General features: G+C 44.3%; 15 protein-coding genes. 7 read left to right on the forward strand and 8 right to left on the reverse strand.

All coding sequences use genetic code 11. The features are described 5' to 3' along the window. The first annotated feature begins 6 nt into the window (after positions 1-6). Positions 7-246 (forward strand): hypothetical protein, encoded by a 240-nt coding sequence (locus P2W70_RS32255; protein WP_276485737.1) that lies wholly within the window; start codon positions 7-9, stop codon positions 244-246. A 225-nt stretch (positions 247-471) separates the two neighbouring features. Beyond that, on the forward strand, positions 472-684 hold the full coding sequence (locus tag P2W70_RS32260) for a hypothetical protein (protein ID WP_276485738.1): 213 nt from the start codon (positions 472-474) through the stop codon (positions 682-684). 840 nt (positions 685-1,524) lie between these two features. Here the strand turns inward: P2W70_RS32260 and P2W70_RS32265 are convergent. Continuing rightward, positions 1,525-3,486 carry an alpha-L-arabinofuranosidase C-terminal domain-containing protein gene (locus tag P2W70_RS32265; RefSeq protein ID WP_276485739.1) on the reverse strand — a complete coding sequence of 654 codons (1,962 nt, stop codon included), beginning with the start codon at positions 3,484-3,486 and terminating at the stop codon, positions 1,525-1,527. A gap of 476 nt (positions 3,487-3,962) precedes the next feature. Here P2W70_RS32265 and P2W70_RS32270 point away from each other — a divergent pair, with 476 nt between their 5' ends. Genes P2W70_RS32270 through P2W70_RS32280 form a run of 3 tightly spaced genes read left to right on the forward strand, consistent with a single transcriptional unit; the run spans position 3,963 to position 8,099 of the window. After that, entirely contained in the window at positions 3,963-7,127 is a 3,165-nt protein-coding gene (locus P2W70_RS32270; protein WP_276485740.1) for an NAD(P)/FAD-dependent oxidoreductase, read from the forward strand. A gap of 34 nt (positions 7,128-7,161) precedes the next feature. Further along, positions 7,162-7,653, forward strand: coding sequence for a TlpA family protein disulfide reductase (locus P2W70_RS32275; protein ID WP_276485741.1), 492 nt, complete (start codon positions 7,162-7,164; stop codon positions 7,651-7,653). A gap of 41 nt (positions 7,654-7,694) precedes the next feature. Then, complete coding sequence (locus P2W70_RS32280; protein WP_276485742.1) at positions 7,695-8,099, forward strand: hypothetical protein; 405 nt, start codon at positions 7,695-7,697, stop codon at positions 8,097-8,099. 172 nt (positions 8,100-8,271) lie between these two features. Here the strand turns inward: P2W70_RS32280 and P2W70_RS32285 are convergent, their stop codons facing one another. The 4 genes from P2W70_RS32285 to P2W70_RS32300 form a co-directional block, all read right to left on the reverse strand. After that, positions 8,272-9,741, reverse strand: a complete 1,470-nt coding sequence (locus tag P2W70_RS32285; protein ID WP_276485743.1) for a RagB/SusD family nutrient uptake outer membrane protein — start codon at positions 9,739-9,741, stop codon at positions 8,272-8,274. A gap of 38 nt (positions 9,742-9,779) precedes the next feature. After that, entirely contained in the window at positions 9,780-13,199 is a 3,420-nt protein-coding gene (locus tag P2W70_RS32290) for a SusC/RagA family TonB-linked outer membrane protein (protein WP_276485744.1), read from the reverse strand. Between the two features lie 408 nt (positions 13,200-13,607). Next, the gene (locus tag P2W70_RS32295; protein ID WP_276485745.1) at positions 13,608-14,825 is read right to left on the reverse strand and encodes a FecR family protein; all 1,218 of its coding nucleotides are present in this window, start codon (positions 14,823-14,825) and stop codon (positions 13,608-13,610) included. Positions 14,826-14,927: 102 nt separating this feature from the next. Then, entirely contained in the window at positions 14,928-17,627 is a 2,700-nt protein-coding gene (locus P2W70_RS32300) for a TonB-dependent receptor (protein ID WP_276485746.1), read from the reverse strand. Positions 17,628-17,747: 120 nt separating this feature from the next. Between P2W70_RS32300 and P2W70_RS32305 the strand changes: the two genes are divergently transcribed. Then, a complete protein-coding gene (locus P2W70_RS32305) occupies positions 17,748-18,593 on the forward strand; it encodes a DUF5995 family protein (RefSeq protein ID WP_276485747.1) in 846 nt (281 codons plus the stop codon). On the opposite strand, the gene P2W70_RS32310 is transcribed toward P2W70_RS32305, so the two are convergent. Continuing rightward, positions 18,590-19,213, reverse strand: a complete 624-nt coding sequence (locus P2W70_RS32310; RefSeq protein WP_276485748.1) for an RNA polymerase sigma-70 factor — start codon at positions 19,211-19,213, stop codon at positions 18,590-18,592. The genes P2W70_RS32305 and P2W70_RS32310 overlap by 4 nt on opposite strands. 439 nt (positions 19,214-19,652) lie before the next feature. On the opposite strand from P2W70_RS32310, the gene P2W70_RS32315 reads away from it, so the two are divergent. Then, the gene (locus tag P2W70_RS32315) at positions 19,653-20,138 is read left to right on the forward strand and encodes a hypothetical protein (RefSeq protein WP_276485749.1); all 486 of its coding nucleotides are present in this window, start codon (positions 19,653-19,655) and stop codon (positions 20,136-20,138) included. A 73-nt stretch (positions 20,139-20,211) separates the two neighbouring features. On the opposite strand, the gene P2W70_RS32320 is transcribed toward P2W70_RS32315, so the two are convergent. Both P2W70_RS32320 and P2W70_RS32325 read right to left on the reverse strand, forming a co-directional pair. Then, positions 20,212-20,493 carry a hypothetical protein gene (locus P2W70_RS32320; RefSeq protein ID WP_276485750.1) on the reverse strand — a complete coding sequence of 94 codons (282 nt, stop codon included), beginning with the start codon at positions 20,491-20,493 and terminating at the stop codon, positions 20,212-20,214. Between the two features lie 182 nt (positions 20,494-20,675). After that, complete coding sequence (locus P2W70_RS32325; RefSeq protein WP_276485751.1) at positions 20,676-22,091, reverse strand: RagB/SusD family nutrient uptake outer membrane protein; 1,416 nt, start codon at positions 22,089-22,091, stop codon at positions 20,676-20,678.

The raw sequence follows: 22,091 nt of genomic DNA on the forward strand, positions 1-22,091 counted from the left end.
ATTACCATGAAAAGACCAGTTCATACCGCCAAAGTGATCCCGCTTGCGGGCACCCCAACTGCCGACGCCTCACGCCCCTTGACGGGGGAGCGCCCGCAAGCATCCAGAAAGCGTACCCCAAAAACAGGTGTCCTCTATCCCACCACCTCCTTTATGCCATCGAAGCAGGCCACCGGAAAAAGAAAGGGAAAGGGAAATGCAACACCTGCTGCTGCCACACGCACCCGCAAGAAACAACGAGCTTAATGGCCGATGGGGATGGAACGATCCGCTCCGCCCCATCGCTATTGTGGTGACGTGTTGCAACCAGGCCTGATTCGTAACACAACGGAAGCTGCGGCCTTTTCGGCTCCAGGCTAACTACCCGGAAGAAGCCAGACCTTCCTCTGCGGACACACCTCCGCCTTTCCTGCAGCCGCGCGTGCTGTGGCTTCCGTTGTTCTTTTACAACACCTTTAAAACTACATGCTGATGAGTATACCAGAAAGATTAAGTAAACCAACACCGCCCTTCTTCAAGAAGCTGCGCAATGTATCGCTGATATTAGCTGCTGCCAGCGGCGCCCTCCTCGCGAGTGCAGACTTGTTACCCAAAGTGCTGCAGCAGGCGGCCTGCTATATTGCAGTGGCGGGCACTGTTGCTGGCGCCGTGAGCCAGGCGGTGGTGAAAGAAGAAGAACAGTAATCTATTTCAGGATAAGCGAGTAAAAGAAGCCCCACGATGTTTGTCGTGGGGCTTCTCTTGTCACTTTTTATCGGCGTTCTCTATTGCGTTGAGGTACCAATTATTGCTATTAACCTTCTACGGGTCTCCATATGAGATGCGTTAAGAAAAATCGTAGAGTTGGTTACATGGTGAAAATTGACCTATCCTAAGTACTTATTAGGTTTACTTACATTTAACACTACGTCACCCAAAAAGTGTAAAAAATATGAAGGTAAACAACACATGTTGAACTTATATCATTTTTCAACTTGTTAGGGATAGCGAACAACTCATCAGTATCTTAAATCCGTTTCGCCTAATCCTCAATGCCGACAGCTTTTGACTTAAAACAAATTGATGTAGACGGGCATAGAGTTGTGGTTATGGGACAAGCATATGTAGCCGCATACTCTTGGGCAGCGCCATCAATAGTAGAAGAGTTTGTGCAACTGATTACAATCCGATTGCAAATCGTAGTCGTCAAAGTAGTTGTCAACAGACGAGAATATGCACATACGTTAGGTGTTTTCACTTTGAATGCAAACAGTGCGCTAACTGCACTAATTACGACAATTCCATAAATCATTGCTTTGGGAGTGTTCATAAACAGGCGCCTTTTGCATCCAAAAGGCAAAAGTTTAGCGGTTAAATAATATAGAGTGGAAGAAAATTGGCAGGATAAGGTGTAACACAACTAAGGTAATCCATCCGATTACTGCAATCAGTATGATTAGTGATGCCTTGGGGATTATCTTCCGGCCCTAAACACAAAATCCCCGCATGTGCGGGGACCTGTTTCATTCATGGCTTCTATGGTTATTACATCTTATATCGAAAGACTGTCAATGAGTAAGGAGGAAGCTCAATGAGCGCATTTGGCTTCCCTTGCCATTTCGTGACCATTGGAATTACGCTATCCGGCTTCTCCATTGTATTCTGGTCGTTGATACCAAGACCTTTCAACACCGTAATCGTTCCCTCCAGTTTTTTAGCCTTAGCCCCTTTCCAATTCAAACTCCGCGTCTTTTTATCTGCAGAAGCATTCACCAATTTTATGATAACTTCCTTTGAGGCAGTATCGATCGCAGCCGTCACGAAACAGCTATCCTGCCCGGTAACTGGTTTTCCCTCTTCCAAAATCGGTATTGCATGTGTGCCCCTGTTGTTGCTAAACATCTGTTGAACATAATAACTGGGTGTTTTCAAAACCTGGCTGTTGTTAAACCAAATCAGGTTTGGTGTCCACTGCCAAGCATCCGTATGAGCGAATAAGGGCGCATAGGCACTCATCGTCACAATATCCGCATTGCGCTCCAAGCCCGTCATGAATGCCGCTTCGGCAAGTGCACACAACAAGGTATTCTTGTTGTCCTGGCTCCCAATGCGCACGCTGTGGCAGGCATATTCTCCGAGAAAGATCTTTGGCCCTTTTCTGTCGTAGTTGTCATACTTCGCGCTGTTCATCAGAAACCAATTGGGCGTTTGGTAGTAGTGCTCATCGATGATATCCACTTGCAGTTTGCGCAAGGTGGTATCCATATATCTGAACTGGGGGTTCGGTGAATACCCTGTACTGGTGATGAGCTGCATCTCCGGATATTTTGATTTAATGGCCTTGCTAAAAGCCAGTAATCGCTCAATGTATTGGGGGCCCCAGTTCTCATTGCCGACACCCAGCCATTTCATGCCAAATGGAGCAGGGTGCCCCAGATCTGCCCGCTTTTTACCCCAGGTGGTATTGACGTCGCCGTTTGCAAATTCAATTAGATCCAGCGCGTCCTGGATGTATGTATCAAGCTGGTTCATCGGCACTACCTCGGCTGTATTGAACTGGCAACTCATGCCACAGTTGATGATTGGCATTGGGGAAGCTCCAATATCATCGCACATTTGAAAGTACTCGAAAAAGCCCAGGGCGTAGCTTTGGTAATAATCAGGCGTTGGTCGTTTCTCTACCCCATGGTTCCATTTATTAATGATGAGCTTGCGCTCATTCAGTGGGCCAATGGTATGCTTCCACTGGTAGCGTTCGTTCAGGTCAGTACCCTCCACGATACAACCTCCTGGAAAACGGACAAAACCAGGCTTGAGATCGGCCAGGGACTGCACCATGTCAGCGCGAAGCCCATGGGACCGTTTCTTCCAGGTATCGGAAGGATACAGCGAGATCATATCGAGGTCCAATTTACCTTGCCCATCGAACCAGATGACGAGGCGACCTTTACTGGTGGTATCGTCTGCCGTGAGATTAATGGATTGTTCCTGCCATTCACCGCTGACCGCATTCGGGCTTATGGTGGTTTTCGCTATGGGTTTACCAGTTTGATTGAAAATCTGAACGGTGAGCGTAATACCTGGCGTGGACTGCCTGTACATCATTGAAAGGCTGTATGATTGCCCTTTCTTAATCACCATACCCCCAAAACCTTCGTTAATAAGTCCAATACCATTCGCTACCTGCTGTTTGGCTATTTGCAAATACTTTGGATTGTTGGCGTTCTCTGCCTGTCGATTTACTATCACTAACGTACCGTCAGGCGCTTTACCAGCTGCAGGCTTCCACCCCATCATGGGATCATTGAACTCGAAAGACCCGTTCTTCACCAGGTCAGCATTCAGACCACCGTCAGCTCCCCTATTGATGTCTTCGAAAAAAATACCCCAAAGCGATTCAGCAATTGGCTTTCGATTACCTGTAAGGTCTACATTGTAAGCCACCGGCGCCTGCCCATTTGAACGGATGGCGGCGACTAATAAAAGAAAAGCGGTATATCTTTTCATGAATAATTCGATTAATGATTATCCCGGCAAATCCGGTACTCCATGAAACGAACAACCAAGCACTTTAACTATTCGTCTTCTGAATTTTCCCCAACTGCCCTTTACCTATTGAAGTTAAAGCTAGCTAATTGAATGTCACCAGCACTAAATCGCGCAAACCTCACAACTTTGTACACTACTCAAAAAATACTCTTTTCATCAGCCAAAATCCTAATCCAATTATATCAAGGGTATATCTTGCATACAGTTCACGCAGCAAGGCAATGACCACGATGAATTTAGTTTGCACAATTCCTTTTACCCCGACCAAGAGCCGACCCAAATTCACATTACTACTCAAAACATCTTTTATTTAACTAAAAGATCATTACCAGCATACTTATATACTAATCACAGGCTACACATTCATTAACCGAACAAGAGCTGCTGCATCGCATTTCTGTCGCGCAGTTGCTCAATCATTGAACCTTATACATATGCCCAAGAAAGCCATTATTATCGGCGCAGGTCCTGCCGGCCTTACTGCCGCGTATGAGCTCCTGAAACGTACCGACATCAAGCCAATCGTCATCGAGAAATGCAACCAAGTGGGTGGCATTTCCAAGACCGTCAGTTATAAGGGAAACAAAATGGACTTCGGTCCACACCGCTTTTTCTCCAAGAGCGACCGGGTGATGAACTGGTGGACCAACATCATGCCCCTCCATACCCCTAAAGGAGAAGACCTTACGATCAGTTACCAAAACAAATCGAGAACCCTTGACACAGGTAATTTCCTGACTACCGACGAAACAAATGGGCTACCCCCCAAACAGTCGATGATGGTCATTCCTCGTCTCACGCGCATCTATTTCCTTCGTCAGTTCTTTGCCTACCCAATACAATTATCCATCGCCACACTTGGCCAATTGGGTATTTGGACTACCATTAAAATTGTGTTCTCTTACCTATATGCCCGGCTGGTTCCCCGTAAACCAGAAAACAGCCTGGAAGATTTCATGATCAATAAGTTTGGCAGTGTACTTTATCACATTTTCTTCAAGGATTATACCGAGAAGGTGTGGGGCATGGATTGCAATAAGATCTCTGCAGATTGGGGCGCGCAACGCATCAAAGGCGTTTCATTGAGTAAGGCAGTTATCCATGCAGCGAAGGCACTCGCCAAAAAGAAAAAGAAGACTGATATCAATCAAAAAGATACAGAAACCAGCCTGATCGAGCAGTTCCTCTACCCAGCTATGGGCGCCGGTGCGATGTGGGAAGAAGTGGCCCGCCAGGTGGAAGTGATGGGGGGCAAGATCGTCAGCAATTACGATGTTAAGCATATCCTGACCGAAGGTGATCAAATCACCGGCATCCAGGCTTTAAATATGCAAACAGGACAGCTTGAATCTCTGGAAGGAGACTATTTTTTCTCTACCATGCCCGTCAAAGAGCTAATCAGCGGCATGAAAACGGATGTACCCACAGAAATTAAGGATATTGCAGAGGGGCTCATTTATCGGGATTTTGTTTACGCAGGCGTGCTGGTCAAGAAGATGACCATGGCCACCCCAAAAGATAGCTGGATCTATATCCAGGAGAAGGATGTAAAGGTTGCCCGCATGCAGGTATATAATAATTGGGGACCTTATATGGTAGCCGATCCCAATACGGTATGGCTAGGCCTGGAATACTTCTGTACGAAAGGCGATGCGATCTGGAATACTACGGACGAAGATATCAAGAAGCTAGCCGTTGAGGAACTCATCAAAATGGACCTCATCACACGCGAAGATGTGTTGGACAGCACCGTTAACCGGATGGAAAAGACTTATCCTGCTTACTTCGGCACCTACACCCGGTTTGAGGAAATACAAAATTACCTGGAGCGTTTCCCCAACCTGTTCCTTGTTGGACGAAACGGCATGCACAAGTATAACAATACCGACCATAGTATGCTGACGGCGATGGTAGCGGTAGACAATATCGCCGAAGGAATTACCAGCAAAGCTAACCTGTGGGAAATTAATACCGAGCAGGAGTATCATGAGGTCAAGAAAGATTCGATTCAGGAAAACAACGGCACCCTCGATAAAAACGCACCAGTTCCTAATTTCGGGGGCAATAGAGCCGCAGCTGGTGGGTTGAAATCATTTATTCTTCGCGACAAAACAAACCGGCAGTTTTTATGGTTTGCGGCCATCATCTCCGTCATACAATTTGTGATATTTAAGTACTTCTATCCATTCGCCCATTATATACACGGAGATTCCTTTGTCTACATACAAGCGGCTTCTGGCAATTGGGACATTAATACGCACTTGATCGGCTACTCCCGTTTCTTACGACTATTTAGTGTGTTCAGCAGTTCAGATGTATTATTAACCGCCTTTCAATACCTGATAGCACAGGCAAGTGGCATGTTTTTCCTGTTCACGATCTTCTATTTCCATCAGATTGGAAGAGTCATGCGATATATCCTAGTGATTATTATGGTCGTAAATCCAATGTTTTTGTACATAGCCAATATGGTTTCCAGTGATTGCCTCTTCATGAGTTTAAGTCTAACCTGGTTTTCGCTTCTATTATGGATTCTATATCGGCCATCCAATCTAATTATTCTAGCACACACCATAGTAATTTCATTTGCATTCACTGTTCGTTATAATGCACTGGTATATCCCGGGATAGCCGTCTTGGTATTCCTTTTCGCAAAAATACCTTTTCACAAAAAGGCCATTGGTATAGGATCATTCCTAATTCTTTGCGGGCTATTCGTCGCCTATACTGGAAATAAATTCAAAGAGCTAACTGGCATTTGGCAATTCTCGCCTTTCAGCGGCTGGCAGGCAGCGAATAATGCTATGTATACGTATCGCTATGTCGACAGCGCCGACAGAAAGCCTGTTCCCAAAAAGTTCTTTGCCCTAGATAGTACGATCAGGGACTATTTTGATAAACACAGAGATATTAAGAAGTTTCCCATTGAAGACATAAAGGCCAGCACTTTCTATATGTGGACACCAGGACTGCCACTATACGCCTATCGAGACAAAGTTTTCTTTGACAAAAAGGATACACTTGCAACTGATTTGAAGATGTGGTCAAGTATGGGGCCATTGTACAAAGACTATGGAACCTGGATTCTTAAGCAATACCCTCTTCAATTTGCACAACATTTCGTCGGGCCAAATTTTATCAAGTATTACGCCCCGCCAGCAGAATTTATGGAATTCTACAACGGAGGAAACGATAGTGTCACCCTCGGAGCCGTAAAATGGTTTCATTATAAAAATGCCCACGTTTATTCCCGAATTATGGATCCCAAATCTTATATACTTGAAATTTATCCGATTGTTACGGGGATGATGAACGTTATGCTGTTTTGTTCACTAATCTGTTTCGTATGGCTAGGCGGACTGAGGAGAACAACTCCTCTAAAAAAAACCTTAATCCTAGTATTTGCTATTTGGTCCATCAATGCAATATTCACCATCCTTTCATCGCCAGCTGCTATTCGATTGCAAGCTTTTCCTATTTTGCTTGAAACAGCTTTTGCGTTGATTTTGGTAGACTGGCTATATAACTTGGCAAGTAAAACTGAATTAGCGAAGACTTCGAAAGAGCAAAACTCACTAAATACGGCAATCACGAACTAGCGTCCATTTTCTTTTGTAGAATAAAAGCAAACCAATGAGATATTCACCGCTAATATTATTACTAATTTTTTCTGCTTGCTTTGGCAAGAAGCCGGAAACAACAGGAAACGAGGGTAAAACACTTCCAGAATTCAGCCTATTAATGCTAGACAGTACCTATCTCAACACAAAAAATATAAAAACAGGCAAGCCATCTGTATTCTTCATTTTTAGCGCCTATTGCCCACACTGTAAATCGCAACTTTTAAGCATGCTAGACAATATGGATAAATTAAATGAGACCCAAATCTATATGATAGCCCAAGAACCACTTTCCGCAATTAGGGAATACTACAAAAATGCAAACCTGGTTAAATTCCCAAATATAAAAATGGGAATCGACACTTCAGGATTTCTCGGAGAATACATGCACGTAAAAGGGATACCCTATTTGGCCTTATTTGACAAGGAGAAAAAATTACTTAAAGCATATTTAGGTCCGACTAAAACATCCATAATCAAAGACGGCCTTTCCTTAAACAACTAATTAAAAATCAAACTTTTTGCGCAGAGATACGAAGCAGCGACTTGCAAGCACTGCTTCAAGTGGAGCAGCCGAAAACCACTTTCATCAGAGTAGGCAATGAAATTCCATTAAAGTTTAGCTTTTTGATCCAAAAAGCACCTTTTTTTATGAAAAGAGTAAAAATCATGCTGACTTCAGTACTTGCATTGGCAGTTGTTGCTGGTGCTGTAGCTTTCAAAGTAAAAACTGATAATGTGTGCGCTTGGGCAAAATTATTCCCAACAACCGTCACCACACCTTCGACTACACTTTTTTCAACCGACAGAGTGACAACAATTCCAGGTATTCGCGCAACTACAACTACTACAGCAAACGTATATGCGCTAACACAAGTTACTACAGCGGCTGAATGTCCCACTACACCTGTAATTGGACTGAAAAGCAAGACAATCGCAAACGAGGAATAATTAATATCAATATTCCATTTAATAAAAGCGGAAGAACTTCTTCCGCTTTTACATTCTGAAAATTCTAAAAATATTCGCGACGACGATCTCTAGCAGTATTCCAATTAACCCTAGAAAATACCAATTGCGTATCGTATCAGACGTCGCAATAAAAAGTAAAACTAAAGGCTTACTAATAACCAGGGTTTTGAGTTAGTCGTGGATTAAATAACAAATCATTAAAAGGTATAGGCAAAAGTTGGTCTTCAGTCTCCCACGTACCACCTTTCTCAGGCGTAACCTTACTCATTATCTCGTTAATTTTATTAACTCTTTTCAGATCAAACCATCGATGCCCCCATTCACAAAATAGTTCAACTTGACGTTCATGAAGAATTGCATTCAATAATTCCTTCGCTGAAACTGAAGAAATAACTTTTTCAATTAATGGAAGATTAGCTCTCAGTCTAACCTTATTTATATCATCAATGGAACCATTCAAATTACCTTCGTTTGCTCTAGCCTCTGCCCTTATTAAATACATTTCCGATAATCTAAGGCAAATGCTGTATTCCTGCATTTGATCTAAATTTAATAGATTGGGATTATATTCTCCTTCCTTATACTTATAGGGAAAATAAGATAAATTAGGGGGCTCCCCAAAACTACTAATCCACAAATCCTCCCTTTGATCATCTGGTTCAAATGCATTTAAAAGATACGAACTTAACTGAACCTGTTTTTCAAAGCCTAACCCAGAGGGTATTGCTGACAAATTAAATCTTCGCCCTTCAGTAGTATTCCAACCAATACTAGTTGGTTGAATCTGCCAAATAGCATCTTTTGAGCCTTTTAAAAATGTAAATCCTATTGGATCTAAATTGAACAAGGCAGTATTATCAATTATTCTAGTGGATTCCATTTCCGCCAGTTGCCACTTTTCAGAATAAATATATACACGTGCTAGAAGTGCAGTAGCCGCCCATTTTGTTGGACGTACACGTTGTTCTAGACCCACTCCATAATTAGTCAAACGGCCATTTAAATATTTGTCGTTTAAAAGCTCCCTTGCACTCAACAGATCTTTAATAATGGCTTGGTACACCTGATCGACTGATGTTCGAACCAATAAACGAGTCTGCTCTGGATCAGTAGAAGTCGGCAAAGGAATACTACCATATAAATTTACAAGATAAAAATTCAACCAACTTCTAATAAATAAGGCCTCCCCTGTTAGTTGATCCTTAATCCTACTCGTCAACTTGCTGTTACCCTGTAGCCCTTCCAAAGCTGAATTACAACGAAAAATTAAGTTGTAATACGAATTCCAAAATTCGTGTCCCCGAGAAACACTTTCATTAGAAGCCAAGGAATTATGGTAGTAGTCTAGCTTTGCCATATCAGCTCCATCCCAAATCGTCCATTCATCAGCTAAAAGTCCAACCAATTCAGCAATCTCGGCCCCCATATCTATTAAATCTGAACTGATTCCAGTCAAAACAACAATCGCCGTTTCGTCTGTTGTAAACATACTGGCTTGAGAAACATTACCCTTTGGAACTTCTACTTGCACGAATTTTCGGCAATTTACAAATTGCATTATCAAGAAAACAAATATGGCATGAATCAAAGTAAGTCTGCTTTTTCCTGATTTCATTCTCATTATCTACATTTTTACTGCTAAAAGCCAATTACCAAAATTTATAAATTTATCTGGGCACCAACTGTGATAACTCTAAGTGGGGGAAGCCCACCAAGACTTAAGGTTTCGGGATCTAAACCATTATATCTACTAAAAGTCAAAATATTTTGCCCATTCGAGAAAATTCTTAGTTGTTTTATCTTAAGTCTCCTTAGTAATTTCTGAGGCACTGTATAGGAAAGTGAGATATTCTTCAATCTTAAGAATGACAGGTTTTTATATGCCAAATCTCCCAATATTGTGGGCATTCCAGTACTAGAAGAAGCATACTTCTGATATATCCCTGGCATTTCGGGACTTTGCCACCGGTTTAAGACAGCAACTGGTTGATTACCGTATACAACATATGGATCGTTAAAAGCTACTAACCCAGCAACAGTAGTAAATCTAATAATATCATTAGCCTTTCTATTGCTAAATTGCCAGAGGAAATCTAATGTTAAAGACTTAAATGTGAAGGAATTTTGAAACCCTCCATACCACCTAGCACTAGTATTATATAAAATCGTTCTATCATCCAAAGAGGGCTGAGAAGTAGGTTGCCCATGGGTACTATTAAACTGGTATATACCTTTCTCTCTATTTAAGCCATAATAAGAATATGTCTTCGTAGTTCCTAGCGGTGCACCAATTAGCATGGTATTACTTAATGGTGACAAATCCAGACCAGGGAATTTTACAAGTTTATTGCGAGGGATCGTTAAATTGAAACTAGCATTGTATTTAATATTTCCCAGGTTAACACCAGAACTAGTAAGTAAAAACTCCCATCCATCATTCTGAATTACTGCAGGTAAATTTTGAAGATATGATCCGAAACCTGTCATGATTGGCATATTTACTGATGTCAAGCTATTTGAACTCCTATTATTATAGTAATTAATTGACAAAAGACATTTATCGTTAAATAAACCAATGTCAACGCCAGCCTGCATTTTTCGAGTCTCTTCCCACTCCAAATATGGATTTGGCAACCCTGTTGGCGCATACACACCTGAAGTTCCTTGATAAGAAATATCCCGATAAGACGGTTGATAAAGGTTCATAAATCTATAGTTGCCAATCTGATCGTTACCAGTGGTTCCATAGCTACCCCTTATTTTTGCAAAACTAACTATACTAAATAGTCTCCTGAAAAAGTTTTCCTCGCTAACCACCCACCCGATCGCCACTGAGCCAAAATTATTAAATTGACTTTCGGATCCAAATCTAGAACTTCCATCACGTCTCGCAGATAAATTCATCAAATACTTACCTCTGTATGAATAGGCTACTCGGCCAAAAACAGCATTATATTTGTATTCACTAGCATCAACCCCCCAAGGTCTAATTACCATACCAGATGTCATATTTTTTAACAAAGCATCGCTTGAAAAACCCGTCACCCAAAAACCTCTGCCATCATTGACCTGATTTTGAAAAGTCGTACCCGCTAAAACATTTAAAGAATGAAACCCAATTTTAAATTGCCACAAAAGTTGGGGTTCAACAATCCAGCTGCGTGTGTTATTATAATTAAACTTTGAACTCCTTTCTCTACCTTCTCGCTTTTCAGGCTTCTCAGTTTCTTCATAAGAGGCACTAAATTGATCCGAAGCCATTGATGTAAATCCGAATGTGCTTTTAAGCTCAAGTCCATCAATAATTCGATAGCTTACGCTTGCGTTACTTATTAAATTGTCTACTTTAGTTTCAAAAACATTATAAAGCTTGGATAATGGATTGTACCAAGTTGAATTACCATTTGTGGGATTAGGCGCCCAATTTAAACTTCCATCACCATTGAATAATGCGGGAGCTACTGGTGGCAAATTAAGAGCGTAGCTTGTAAAATCAACACCTGGTAATTTATTTAGGTTGTACATATAACTAGCCCCCATTTGCAACTTAAATCGCTGATCTTTAGAAGTTGCTGAAACATTTAAATGAAGACTTCCTAACGAATTTGCGAAAGACCCGGGAAAAACAGTGCTTTCACGGCCATAAGTAGAGCTAACCAAAAATTGGGTATATTCAGATCCTCCCGAGACACTAACGGTACCTCTTGTAAAGTTTGCATTACCTCCAATCAACTCCTTCTGCCAATCTGTGTACCGAGTGGTATCCCAAACACCTCGCAAGTCATAGTCGCTTGACAATATTGGTCTCCCGTCGTTTCGTTTTGCCTCTCTGCGCATTTCCATATATTGAGCACTGCTGAGTAGTTTAATCTTTTGGGGAACATGTCCGACACCTTGTTGTAAATTCACATCTATTTTAAGACTTCCTGGCTTTCCTTTTTTTGTTGTTATGAGAATTGCCCCATTGGCCGCTCGCGAACCATATATTGCAGTAGCATCCGCGTCCCTTAGGACAGTAATGCTTTCTATGTCAGCCGGGTTAATGTAGGCGAGTGGGCTTCCATAATTTGACAAACTTCTTTCTCCATCATTTGATGATGTGCCTAGAATAGGTACATCTCCCCCACCCGAAAATGTGGATAGATTTTGCGAAGAATAGGGGATACCATCAACTACTATAAATGGATCTGAGCCAACAACTGAATTGTCTAAGTTGTTTCTTCCTTGAATCCTTATAGTAACTCCACCACCTGCAATCCCATTTTCTTGAGCAACTACTAATCCAGGAACTCTGCCAGCTAAGGATAATAACGGATTGTTTATTGGTTGCTTTTCTATGTCTTCGGCCTTAATAGTTACAATTGGCCCCAAGCTCATACGTTGGGATGATTTTCCATATGCAATGATTTGGACCTCGTCCAGCTTGCTAGTCTTACCTTTGACTGTTACAATTATTGAAGTTTGGCCTTTGATAGCAAACTCAGACGTTTCAATATTTGTTCCAGTCAAAATCAATACAGATGTAGCTTCAACCCTTTTTATTACAAATTCTCCATCCCCATCAGTTGAGGTTCCTAATTTATTGTTTCCTTTAACTTGTATTGAAACCCCGGCCACCGGATCGCCCCTTTCATTTATTACACGACCACGCACATCAATCTGTAATTGATAAACCAACTCAAGATTTTGTTGTATCTGGATTTTTTTCTCAATTTTTTCCTTTATAATAATAACACGTTCGATCACGGTGTATGTCAAAGGTTGACCTTGAAGAATGACACCTAATGCATCAAAAATCTTAGCGTTAGCTACATTTATGGTAATCGGCTTTGCTTTGGCCAAATCAGTTTCGCTGTAAGTAAAAGTATAACCAGTTTGTTTCCTGATCTCTGTGAGCACTTTTGAAAGTGGGGCGTCCTTGAAATTTAGATTTACCACTTGAGATTCACCTGGCGGATTAAATGCCACCATAGGAATCAACCATACAATCAAAAATAACAGTTTGTAAAATCGCTGAAGTTTTGCTATCGTATCAGCATTGGGGCAGTTTTTTCGTTGACCATAAGCAGATCGTAACATAATTGATTCCTTAATGTTGTCGTTAACAAAAAGGCAACTGCAGTATATTGAAGGTATCTTTACTAATCAATAAGCCCTTCCAGATATAATAACCGTTGCCAAGTTTCGGATCAAAAAGAGAACTTAAAATCTCATAGGCAAGGCAAAGGTTATGCTTAACGATTGCAGCGAGGGGGTTTAATGGTTAAGACTTGGTAGGAATAACGCTTGTAGAAGTTATTTGGAGACTATTTAGCATCACCCACTAGAATATTAAACGAACATGCGGTAAGGCATAACCATTAATTTGTTATCTTTTTATAAAATTATTTACCCAGTGCCCCATAATGGAAAAGATCGCGTAGGTATCCCTAATCGCGATCTTTTACTGCTCTTTTATACTAACAATCGGTAGTATCCTATTTCCTATTACTCCGCTACATAAATCGTTTTGCCCCTCACTTCAAAATGTACCTTTTGTGTTGCTTCCAGTATCTCAAATAATTTTGACAACGGTAAATTCCGAGAAACTGTTGCCGTGAACCTTTCGTCGATCGGTTTCGGCATCTCAATGGCATCTATTCCAGGGTACCAGCGCTTCACTTCCTGCAGTATCTCTTTTAACGGAGTCGCCTTGAAATCAAATAGACCATTTTTCCAGGCAATAATAGTTTCCGTCTCAACTTCTGTCACCTCGATACCTGGCTTATTTTCACCAACAATCGCTTGCTGTGCTGGCTTCAGTACAACTTTACTTCTTGTAGCCATGGCCTTGACCTCTACCTTCCCTTCTAACAACGTAGTCAACAACTTTCCCTCTTCGCCATAACTGCGTACATTGAAATGAGTACCAAGCACCCGCACTTCAGCATCGGCCGTAGCAACAATAAACGGTTTAGACGGCTGTTTCGCTACCTCAAAATAGGCCTCGCCCGTCAGTTCCACCCTGCGTTCATCCCCAGAAAATCGCACCGGAAAACGCAGGCTGGCGTCGGCATTCAACCAAACCTTGCTGTTATCGGGCAAAGTAAGCGCGATAAAACTCCCCCGAGCTGTCCTTGCCGTATTATAAGCCATTGGCTCATCGACATCAGGATTGCCCCCTTTATTACTACCGGTTTTATACTCCAGCATTTCTCCCTGCTTTCGTACTGCAACCCCCTGATCTTCCGTCAACACACCATTTTGCTGGTCTTCCAACAGAATGGTGCGGCCATCACTTAGGGTCAGCGTAGCTTTATTTGCTCCCGGCAGAATATTCTCCCCCTTATTGGCCTCCACAACTGGCGCCGCCTGGGGAGTCTTCTGATTGACCAACCAGAGAACCAGTGCCGTGGCCAACACCAACAGCGTGGCGGCGGCCACCATCCAGTACCAGGATCTTTTGTATGCCGGCAGTTTTACAGGAACTCCATTCAACCCGATCCGGGCAGTTAATCGTTGCCAGCTCGCCTCCTTGTTGTACTTAGCCATTGCTGCTAAGGATTTCGCTACTTCTACGTCGTCCTGGCACCGGTCGTAAAAAGCCGCATTTTCTTGCAAAGTAGCTTTCCAGGCATCTAGTTCCTTCTGTTCGCCTTCCGAGATATCGCCCTCCTGCTCAGCCAACAATATCCTAACTATATCATTTACAGCTACTTCTTTCATACATTTGATTATTCATGAGGAAATGGTTTATAGGTTACTGTATAAGAACGAATTGGTGGGAAAAGTCAACCATTACCAATGGAAAGTATTTGGCTAGTCGTATTACTTGCGCATCTGCTGCAGGTTATACAAAAAAGTAAGCAGCCAGTAACGTTGCAATACCTGGCCGTTTGAATCTTCGATAAAAGTGGGCGTAATGATCCTGTTGACCGAGGTATTTTGGTGCAGCAGGTCATATACCGACAGCCTGACAACTCCCCGGCTATCTTTTAGCAGATGATAGTTTACAGCCATATTCCACAGCGTAATACCCTTCGGAAATCCGGGCGCCGTACGCGCATTGTACACATATTGCCAGTTTTGCTCCCAGACCATTTTCTTTGGCCAATTCACCAGCACAATGCCAGTGACTGTATGATTAATGGTATTGGCATCGAGGTTGGGCTGCATCGAATATCGATTCTGGACGAACCGGATCGTCCAGGCCGGCATCACCGTCACCAGGCTCTTATAGGTAAAGGTCATAGCGAAGCGCTGGTTTACCACCCAACTATTCGTTACGTTTTGCAACTTATTTGAGTAGGAAACATTCCTGTTGTGATACCCATTGTTGTACTGCGACAGCCGTAAAGTCCAGTTTTTCCGGCGCCAACTGTAGCTGTAGCTGGAATTGAAGCCGACTGTGTAGTTTCCATCGCTATTCACCGGGCGGGTAACCTGGATACTATCGAACCAGGTATCTTCGACCACCTGGTTTTTAACGGTTCCCACACCAACCCCTATAGTCCAGAACTGCCTGCTGCTGAATTGCTCGATACCAATATCCAGGTTGTGGTAGAAAGACGGTTTTAAATCCGGATTGCCCAAACGCAGGTATAGTGTATTCCTGTTGTCAGGTACTGGTTGCAATTGCTCGATGGTAGGCTGCTGGCTTCGCCCCGCGTAATTCAGGGTTATGTTACCTGTTTTACTAAAGGGATAGGAAATGCGTGCTGACGGAAAAATATTGATAAATCGTTTGCCAAAGTAGGCTTTGGGCCATTCGGAATTATTCTGCTGGTCAAGCCATTGTACACCCGCCCCGATCGATCCATTCCATTTAGGCCCTGTGAAATGAATCGCGGAGCTTGGCATATTGATCACCTGTTTATTTTGAAAAGCATTCGAGAACACAGTATCGACCAGATCGTATCGACCGCTCACTGGGTTAAATTGATTCGTCCATCGATTGTTATCCCCTTGTGACCGGCTATGGGTGTATTTCAATTCCCAATTGAGCCGAGGGGTCAACGGTTCGGTATAGCTAGCTGACACACTCCAAAACCTGTTGGCCCCTTTAATGTTGCTTTGCTGATCGATCAACTGCTGACTGACGGAACCATCTTGCTGGTAAAAAAACGTGGTTGCTTTATTGGTTTCTGTACCTGGCCGTTCATTTCCATTGAATAACACACTAAACGTGATCGACCGACCTGGCTTTCCCAAGCGGCGCCCCATAAACAATTCAGCATTCATATCACGCTCCCTGGTACTGTTGCCCCACTCGCTGGTCGTATTATTGATTGGTTGGCCGCCCAGGCTTGCAGAACCTGCCTGGCTTTGGACTTGACCTTGCTCCCTTGCCAACCTGCCATTGATGGACAGGTATATATCCGTGAGACTGTCCAACTTGTAATTCACCATCCCGTTGACCTTATGCCAATCGTTGGTATTCTTACTGTTGTTCAAGGCATGGTAAACAAACCCAGTGTCGCCCAGGAAATTCTGCCGGCGGGTCGTAACGCTGTTGACGGTCTTGGCGTGGTTGTAAAAATAGCTGCCGTTCACCGTCAGCTTTTCGCCAAACACATTCCCAAAGTTTAGTCCTGCCCCTTTTGTTTCAGTAATCCCACGGCTGCCACCCGCGTTCTGATCAGGCTTCCCTGTCATCAGGTCGCCTTCCGTCAGGTTGATCCGGTTGATGCTGTTGAGGTTACCTATGAAATTCAATTGTAGTGGCCCATCCAGGTAGTTGAGGCTGGTACCAGACTCATAGCGTTTATCTGTACCCAGGCCTGCTGCCGCCCGTCCAAACACCCCTCTTTTCTTGTCTTTCTTGAGCGTGATGTTGATGGCCTTGTCTTCCCTGCCCGTTTTGATGTTATTGAACAAGGCTTCCCGGGTTTTCAGGTCTACGACCTGCACTTTATCAATGATATCCTTGGGCAGGTTTTTGGAGGCTATCTTAAAATCATTGCCGAAAAAATCCTTTCCATCTACCGTGATCTTGGCGATCTTCCTGCCCTGGTAAGTGATGCCGCCATTTTCGTCGACTTCTAAGCCAGGCAACAGCCGTAGGAGGTCTTCCATCACTCCGTTCACCGAAGTCTTGAAGGAACCGGCATCGTATTCGATGGTATCTTTTTTGATCAGCACCGGTGGGCGACGAGCCGCCACCACCACATCTTCTAGTTGGTCATAGAATTTTCTCAACTGCACCGTACTGATCAGGAGCTCTTTTGTTTCTGGTGCAATGATAAAATCCTGGGTATAGGAACTGAGCCCGCTGTAAGATACCAGTACGCGGCAAGGTTTGGCCTGCGGAATATCGCGCACAATGAACTCCCCTTTCTTGTTGGTCATCGCATAGCTAACCAGGGAAGAATCTGCCACCAGGAAAACAGATACCGTAGCGGCCTCGATGGGCTGACTTGAAGCGGAATCTACTACTATCCCCCGAAGAGATCCCACGCGGCTGCGTTGCGCTTGTACTGCACCCGTTGTACATATAGCCCACAAGAGCAAGATGGCGAGGCAACGCATATGCTGCAGGATAAGATTAGGTTATCGGCGATAGAAGCCATACCCAATGTAGCCAAATAGAAGAATGAGGTCGGTAGTAATTAGGGGCGAAAGCCGTAGATTCGTACCAACTACTTGCTTATGCCCTTAACAACTTACCAACCTGGCCCGCTCCCTACCACCATCGATGCCGTCATTCAGCAATTGGAGCAATTGATCGAAGCATGCGCTGCCCAAAAGGACCGTATCGGGTATTTTGCGGCTCTTTACCATAAAGTAACGGTACGGGTAAAACAAGGCATTCAAAACGGGGAATTTGAAGACGGACCACGCATGGAGCGGCTCGATGTGCTATTTGCCAATCGGTACCTCGCAGCTGTTCGCCAATACTTGCACAAGGAACCACCTACCGGGTCCTGGACAGTGGCATTTACCGCCACCCATAAACGCCGTACATTAGTTTTGCAGCATTTATTGCTGGGTATGAATGCGCATATTAACCTCGACCTGGGGGTGGCTGCGGTAGAAACTATGGCGGGGCAAGATATCGATACCATCCGAGGCGACTTCAATACGATCAATACCATCATTGGCTCCCTGATCTTTGAAGTGATGAACGAGATCAACCGGGTATCTCCCCTGCTGTCCTTGTTTGGCTTTCATGCTACCAACGAATCCATCCTGATCCAATTCAGCATTACCAATGCCCGGGATGGGGCGTGGAGCTTTGCAGAAAATCTGGCACTAAAAGTGGGAAAACCGCCCGCGGACTGGGCCACTTGCATCAATACCCGAGATGGTAGTATTCAAAAACTGGGACAATCGCTTACCAAACCCAAGGGACTCATACGCATTACTATGTGGTTTATTCACCTATTTGAATGGAAAAACCCTGCTCGTGTGATCGGCGCTTTTTATAAGCAGGAGAAAAAGTACATCACTACCGCTGAGCTGGATGTGAAAAAGAAGCCGGCCACTGCTGCCTAATCTTCGCACAATGCCTTGAAAAAATGCAGTAATAAGGCCACTGGGAGCACATTTTTCTTGAGCAGCGCAGCTTTTAATATATTAATGGCTTTGGTTTTCTGGTTACGTACCGTTTGCTCGGAGAGATTCAACAATTGCGCTATTTCGCGCGTCGTTAGCCGATCGAAGAAATGAAGCTTGAAAATTTCCTGGCAACGATCGGGTAATTCTGACATTTGCTGGTACAACTGCTGAATGTATTCCGCGTACATCATGTCATAATCATCCTTCTGCATTTCAGAGATATAGTACTCGGAAGTATACAGAATCTCTTTGTGGATGCGGTTGTGTATCTCTTCGCTGCGGAGGTGATCGTAGCAAGCATTTCGGGTAGTGACATATAGAAATGCCCTAATACTTGGCAAACTATCGAAATTCTGGCGGAGCAGCCATAGTTTGGAGAAGGTTTCAGATACAATGTCTTCGCTCACCTGGTCATTCCTCGTCAACTGATAGGCATAATATACCAGTGCCCGGTAGTTGTTTTTCCACAGCTGGTTCAGCGCGGGGATAGCTTGCCTTTCGTCTTCTTTCAGGGCAATAGCTATGGTGGTGTCGTTGTTGATCTCAGCAGAAATCATAGTGATGCTCGGCAATTAAACGGGTCCTTGAATTAAGTAAATGGCCTATTAAAGGATAGTGTCCGATTGATCGCCGGGCCACTGAAGCCTGGAGGCGAAGTATTCACTCAGGGATATCTAAAGGAGGTTATCGATTAGGAATTTGAATCCAGGCTGGCAGACAATTGATTGATAAGCAATGTTACTCGAAAAAAACTGGATTTACCCGCCGCTCCTCCCATTTTTTTTGCAAAAATGAATTGGCATATGAAAATCAATTGTTTCTAACGGTTGTTACGCATGATTGAGGTACCCGTAATAGATCTGACCGGGCTCAAATTTTGCTTTAACAAGATTTGCAGCAGCCAACTATGGTTAGATGCTTGTCCCAATCGTAGTATTATATACGGCCGGCCCAATGATCGGCCAGCCTCTATATTATTTAACAAAAAAGCTACGTATGAAAATGTTCTGTTTCCTAACCGGGATACTGATCAGTTGTGCTTGCTATGCCCAAGAAGGCGTGAAAGGTACCTGGGTAATGAAAACAAAAGAAGTTGTGACTGGCCCTGACTATGAAAATGGCATCCCGACTCAAGTCTCTTTCAAACAGGAAGGAGATTCCCTGATTATCGAAAGCGTGTTTATTGAAAACAATGCCGAAGTCAACAACCGGCAAGCAGTATTGATGAACGGCCAGCCCGCCACAAAAACTGGCGCCGCCTCCGGTAGAAAGTACGTTAGAAGCATCAAATGGAATGCTGACAAAAAAGGACTTGTTTTCACTACGGTGATCTACGTGCCAGAAAATCCTACAGAAGTAGACCTGACACGCATTGAAACGATCACTGTATCGCCAGATGGCAAAGAACTCACGTTGAACAAAAAATCCGTCGAGACGAAGGCCGAAAACTGGGAAAGTAAAGCTGTATATGTACGAAAATAATTCTTAGTCACCTAACGGGCTCCCTCCAATGTCTGCGAGGGAGCCCATTACCTTTTGTCCCTCCATAAGACCACTACAAATCACTAAAGATCACCACGGTTGCATAATACGGATGCTCGCCCCACTCATATTCGGTTAAACCCAGCGTGTAGGCGCTACTGAAGATATTGGCCGGGTGCAGCATGCGCAGCCGCAATAACTCGGCACTCACGCTGGACGAAGAACCCGCCGAAACGGTCATGTCTTCATCCATATACCAGGTATAGATCTGTCGGTCATCAAGGGATGTTGTTGGCGTTTTGTAACTACCCAATACCACTAAAGCTCCCAATAGGAGCAAGGAGAATCTTTTCATAAAAAAAGGTTTACTATTTATAGATGTGATGCACTCAATACAAGCCATCGGATAGTGCACGGCGCCAGGAAGCAATCATATAGTAGGAAGCACTTACAAGGTAGGGGAAATAAACAATGGGGATTGGATCGCCGCCACTAATTGATGCCGCTCAAGCGGATCTATACCCAGTTTGCGACGGGTTATTCATACCCGGGATTTTGCACCAACGCCGGATTTAAAGTCAACTCTGCCGCCGGCACCGGTAACAAGGACTGGTACGGCCTCCAACCAGTCTTGCAGCTGCTCATCACCTCCTCCAGCCGGTACTTATAGGTTTGGATATTGACCATTCGCTTCAGGTCGAACCAACGATGCCCGCCCTCGGCCAATAACTCCACCCTCCGCTCCTGCTCTATCGCCACCAATACCTCATATTGCGTCAACCCATCAGGCAACGGTGGCAGACCAGCCCTGCTCCGGATCACATTCACATCCATCACCGCTCCCCGATCCCCTTCCAGCCTGCCCAACTTAGCACGCGCCTCCGCCCTGATCAACCAAATCTCCGCCAGTCGCATCACGCAATGCGCCTCCTCAGCAGGCCATTTGTTTTGGCGGTACTTCACCGGATAATACCCCTGCTCATTCGCCTGCATGAAGTATCGTAACCAGGCCGCCTTTCTATGGTCGCCCGTTTCGAAACCATCCATCATATTATCACTCACCGCATACGCCGGCATGGCACCAGCCGTGAAAGGAATGAACCGGCGAGCCTCACCCGTACCAAAGCCATCGATAGCGGGCCACAACGCCCAAATCGTTTCTTCACTGTCGGCCATCCCGATAGCTGCCTGCCTTGCCGCCAGCTGATAATAACCTGACCGGATCAACTCATCTGCCAGCAACACTGCCCGGTCGAAATTGTGCCGGAACAAATACACCCTGGCCAGCAAGGCCGTGGCCGCGGTGTTGTAGGCCCTCACCCGCTTTGGTTCCCTTTTCACGCCACCGGCCGGGAAAGGCTCCATTTGCTTACTGGCCTCGACCAGGTCTTTGATGATCAGTTCATAGATATCTGCTACCGAAGCGCGGGGTAATCGCGCGTTCTCTTTAAAATCCAACCCGATTACTTTGGGTACGCCGCCAAACAGATTCACCAGCATAAAGTAATTGTATGCCCGTAAAAATTTTGCTTCGCCCATCAATTGTAGCTTCAGCCCGGTCCTTACCCCGGTCGACTGCCCCAACTTCTCCAGCACGGTATTCGCCAATACGATTGCCTTGTAAGGATCGCCCCACATCGTTGCCAGTACACTGTTCCCCGGCTGTACCTGGCCACTAAAGTATTCACCATCTGCTTTCGTCGCGGTAACCCCTACACACCGCAGCTCATCTGTCAACAAACCCAAACTGACCGTATGGGCACCCTGCATAAACTGTGCACCCTGCGCCATGACATAGTAAATATGGGATACGGCAGCGATCGCTGCCGTATCCTGGTTAAACACCTGTTCTGTTGCGATGCCTCCGGGCGGCATATCCAGCACCAGCATTTTTTTACAGTGCATGGCTGCAACAGCTATGAAAAGAAGCGCCAAATGGTTATTGCGGTTCAT

This window comes from Paraflavitalea pollutisoli (assembly GCF_029360705.1).
In the GTDB taxonomy this organism is placed as follows: Bacteria; Bacteroidota; Bacteroidia; order Chitinophagales; family Chitinophagaceae; genus Paraflavitalea; species Paraflavitalea pollutisoli.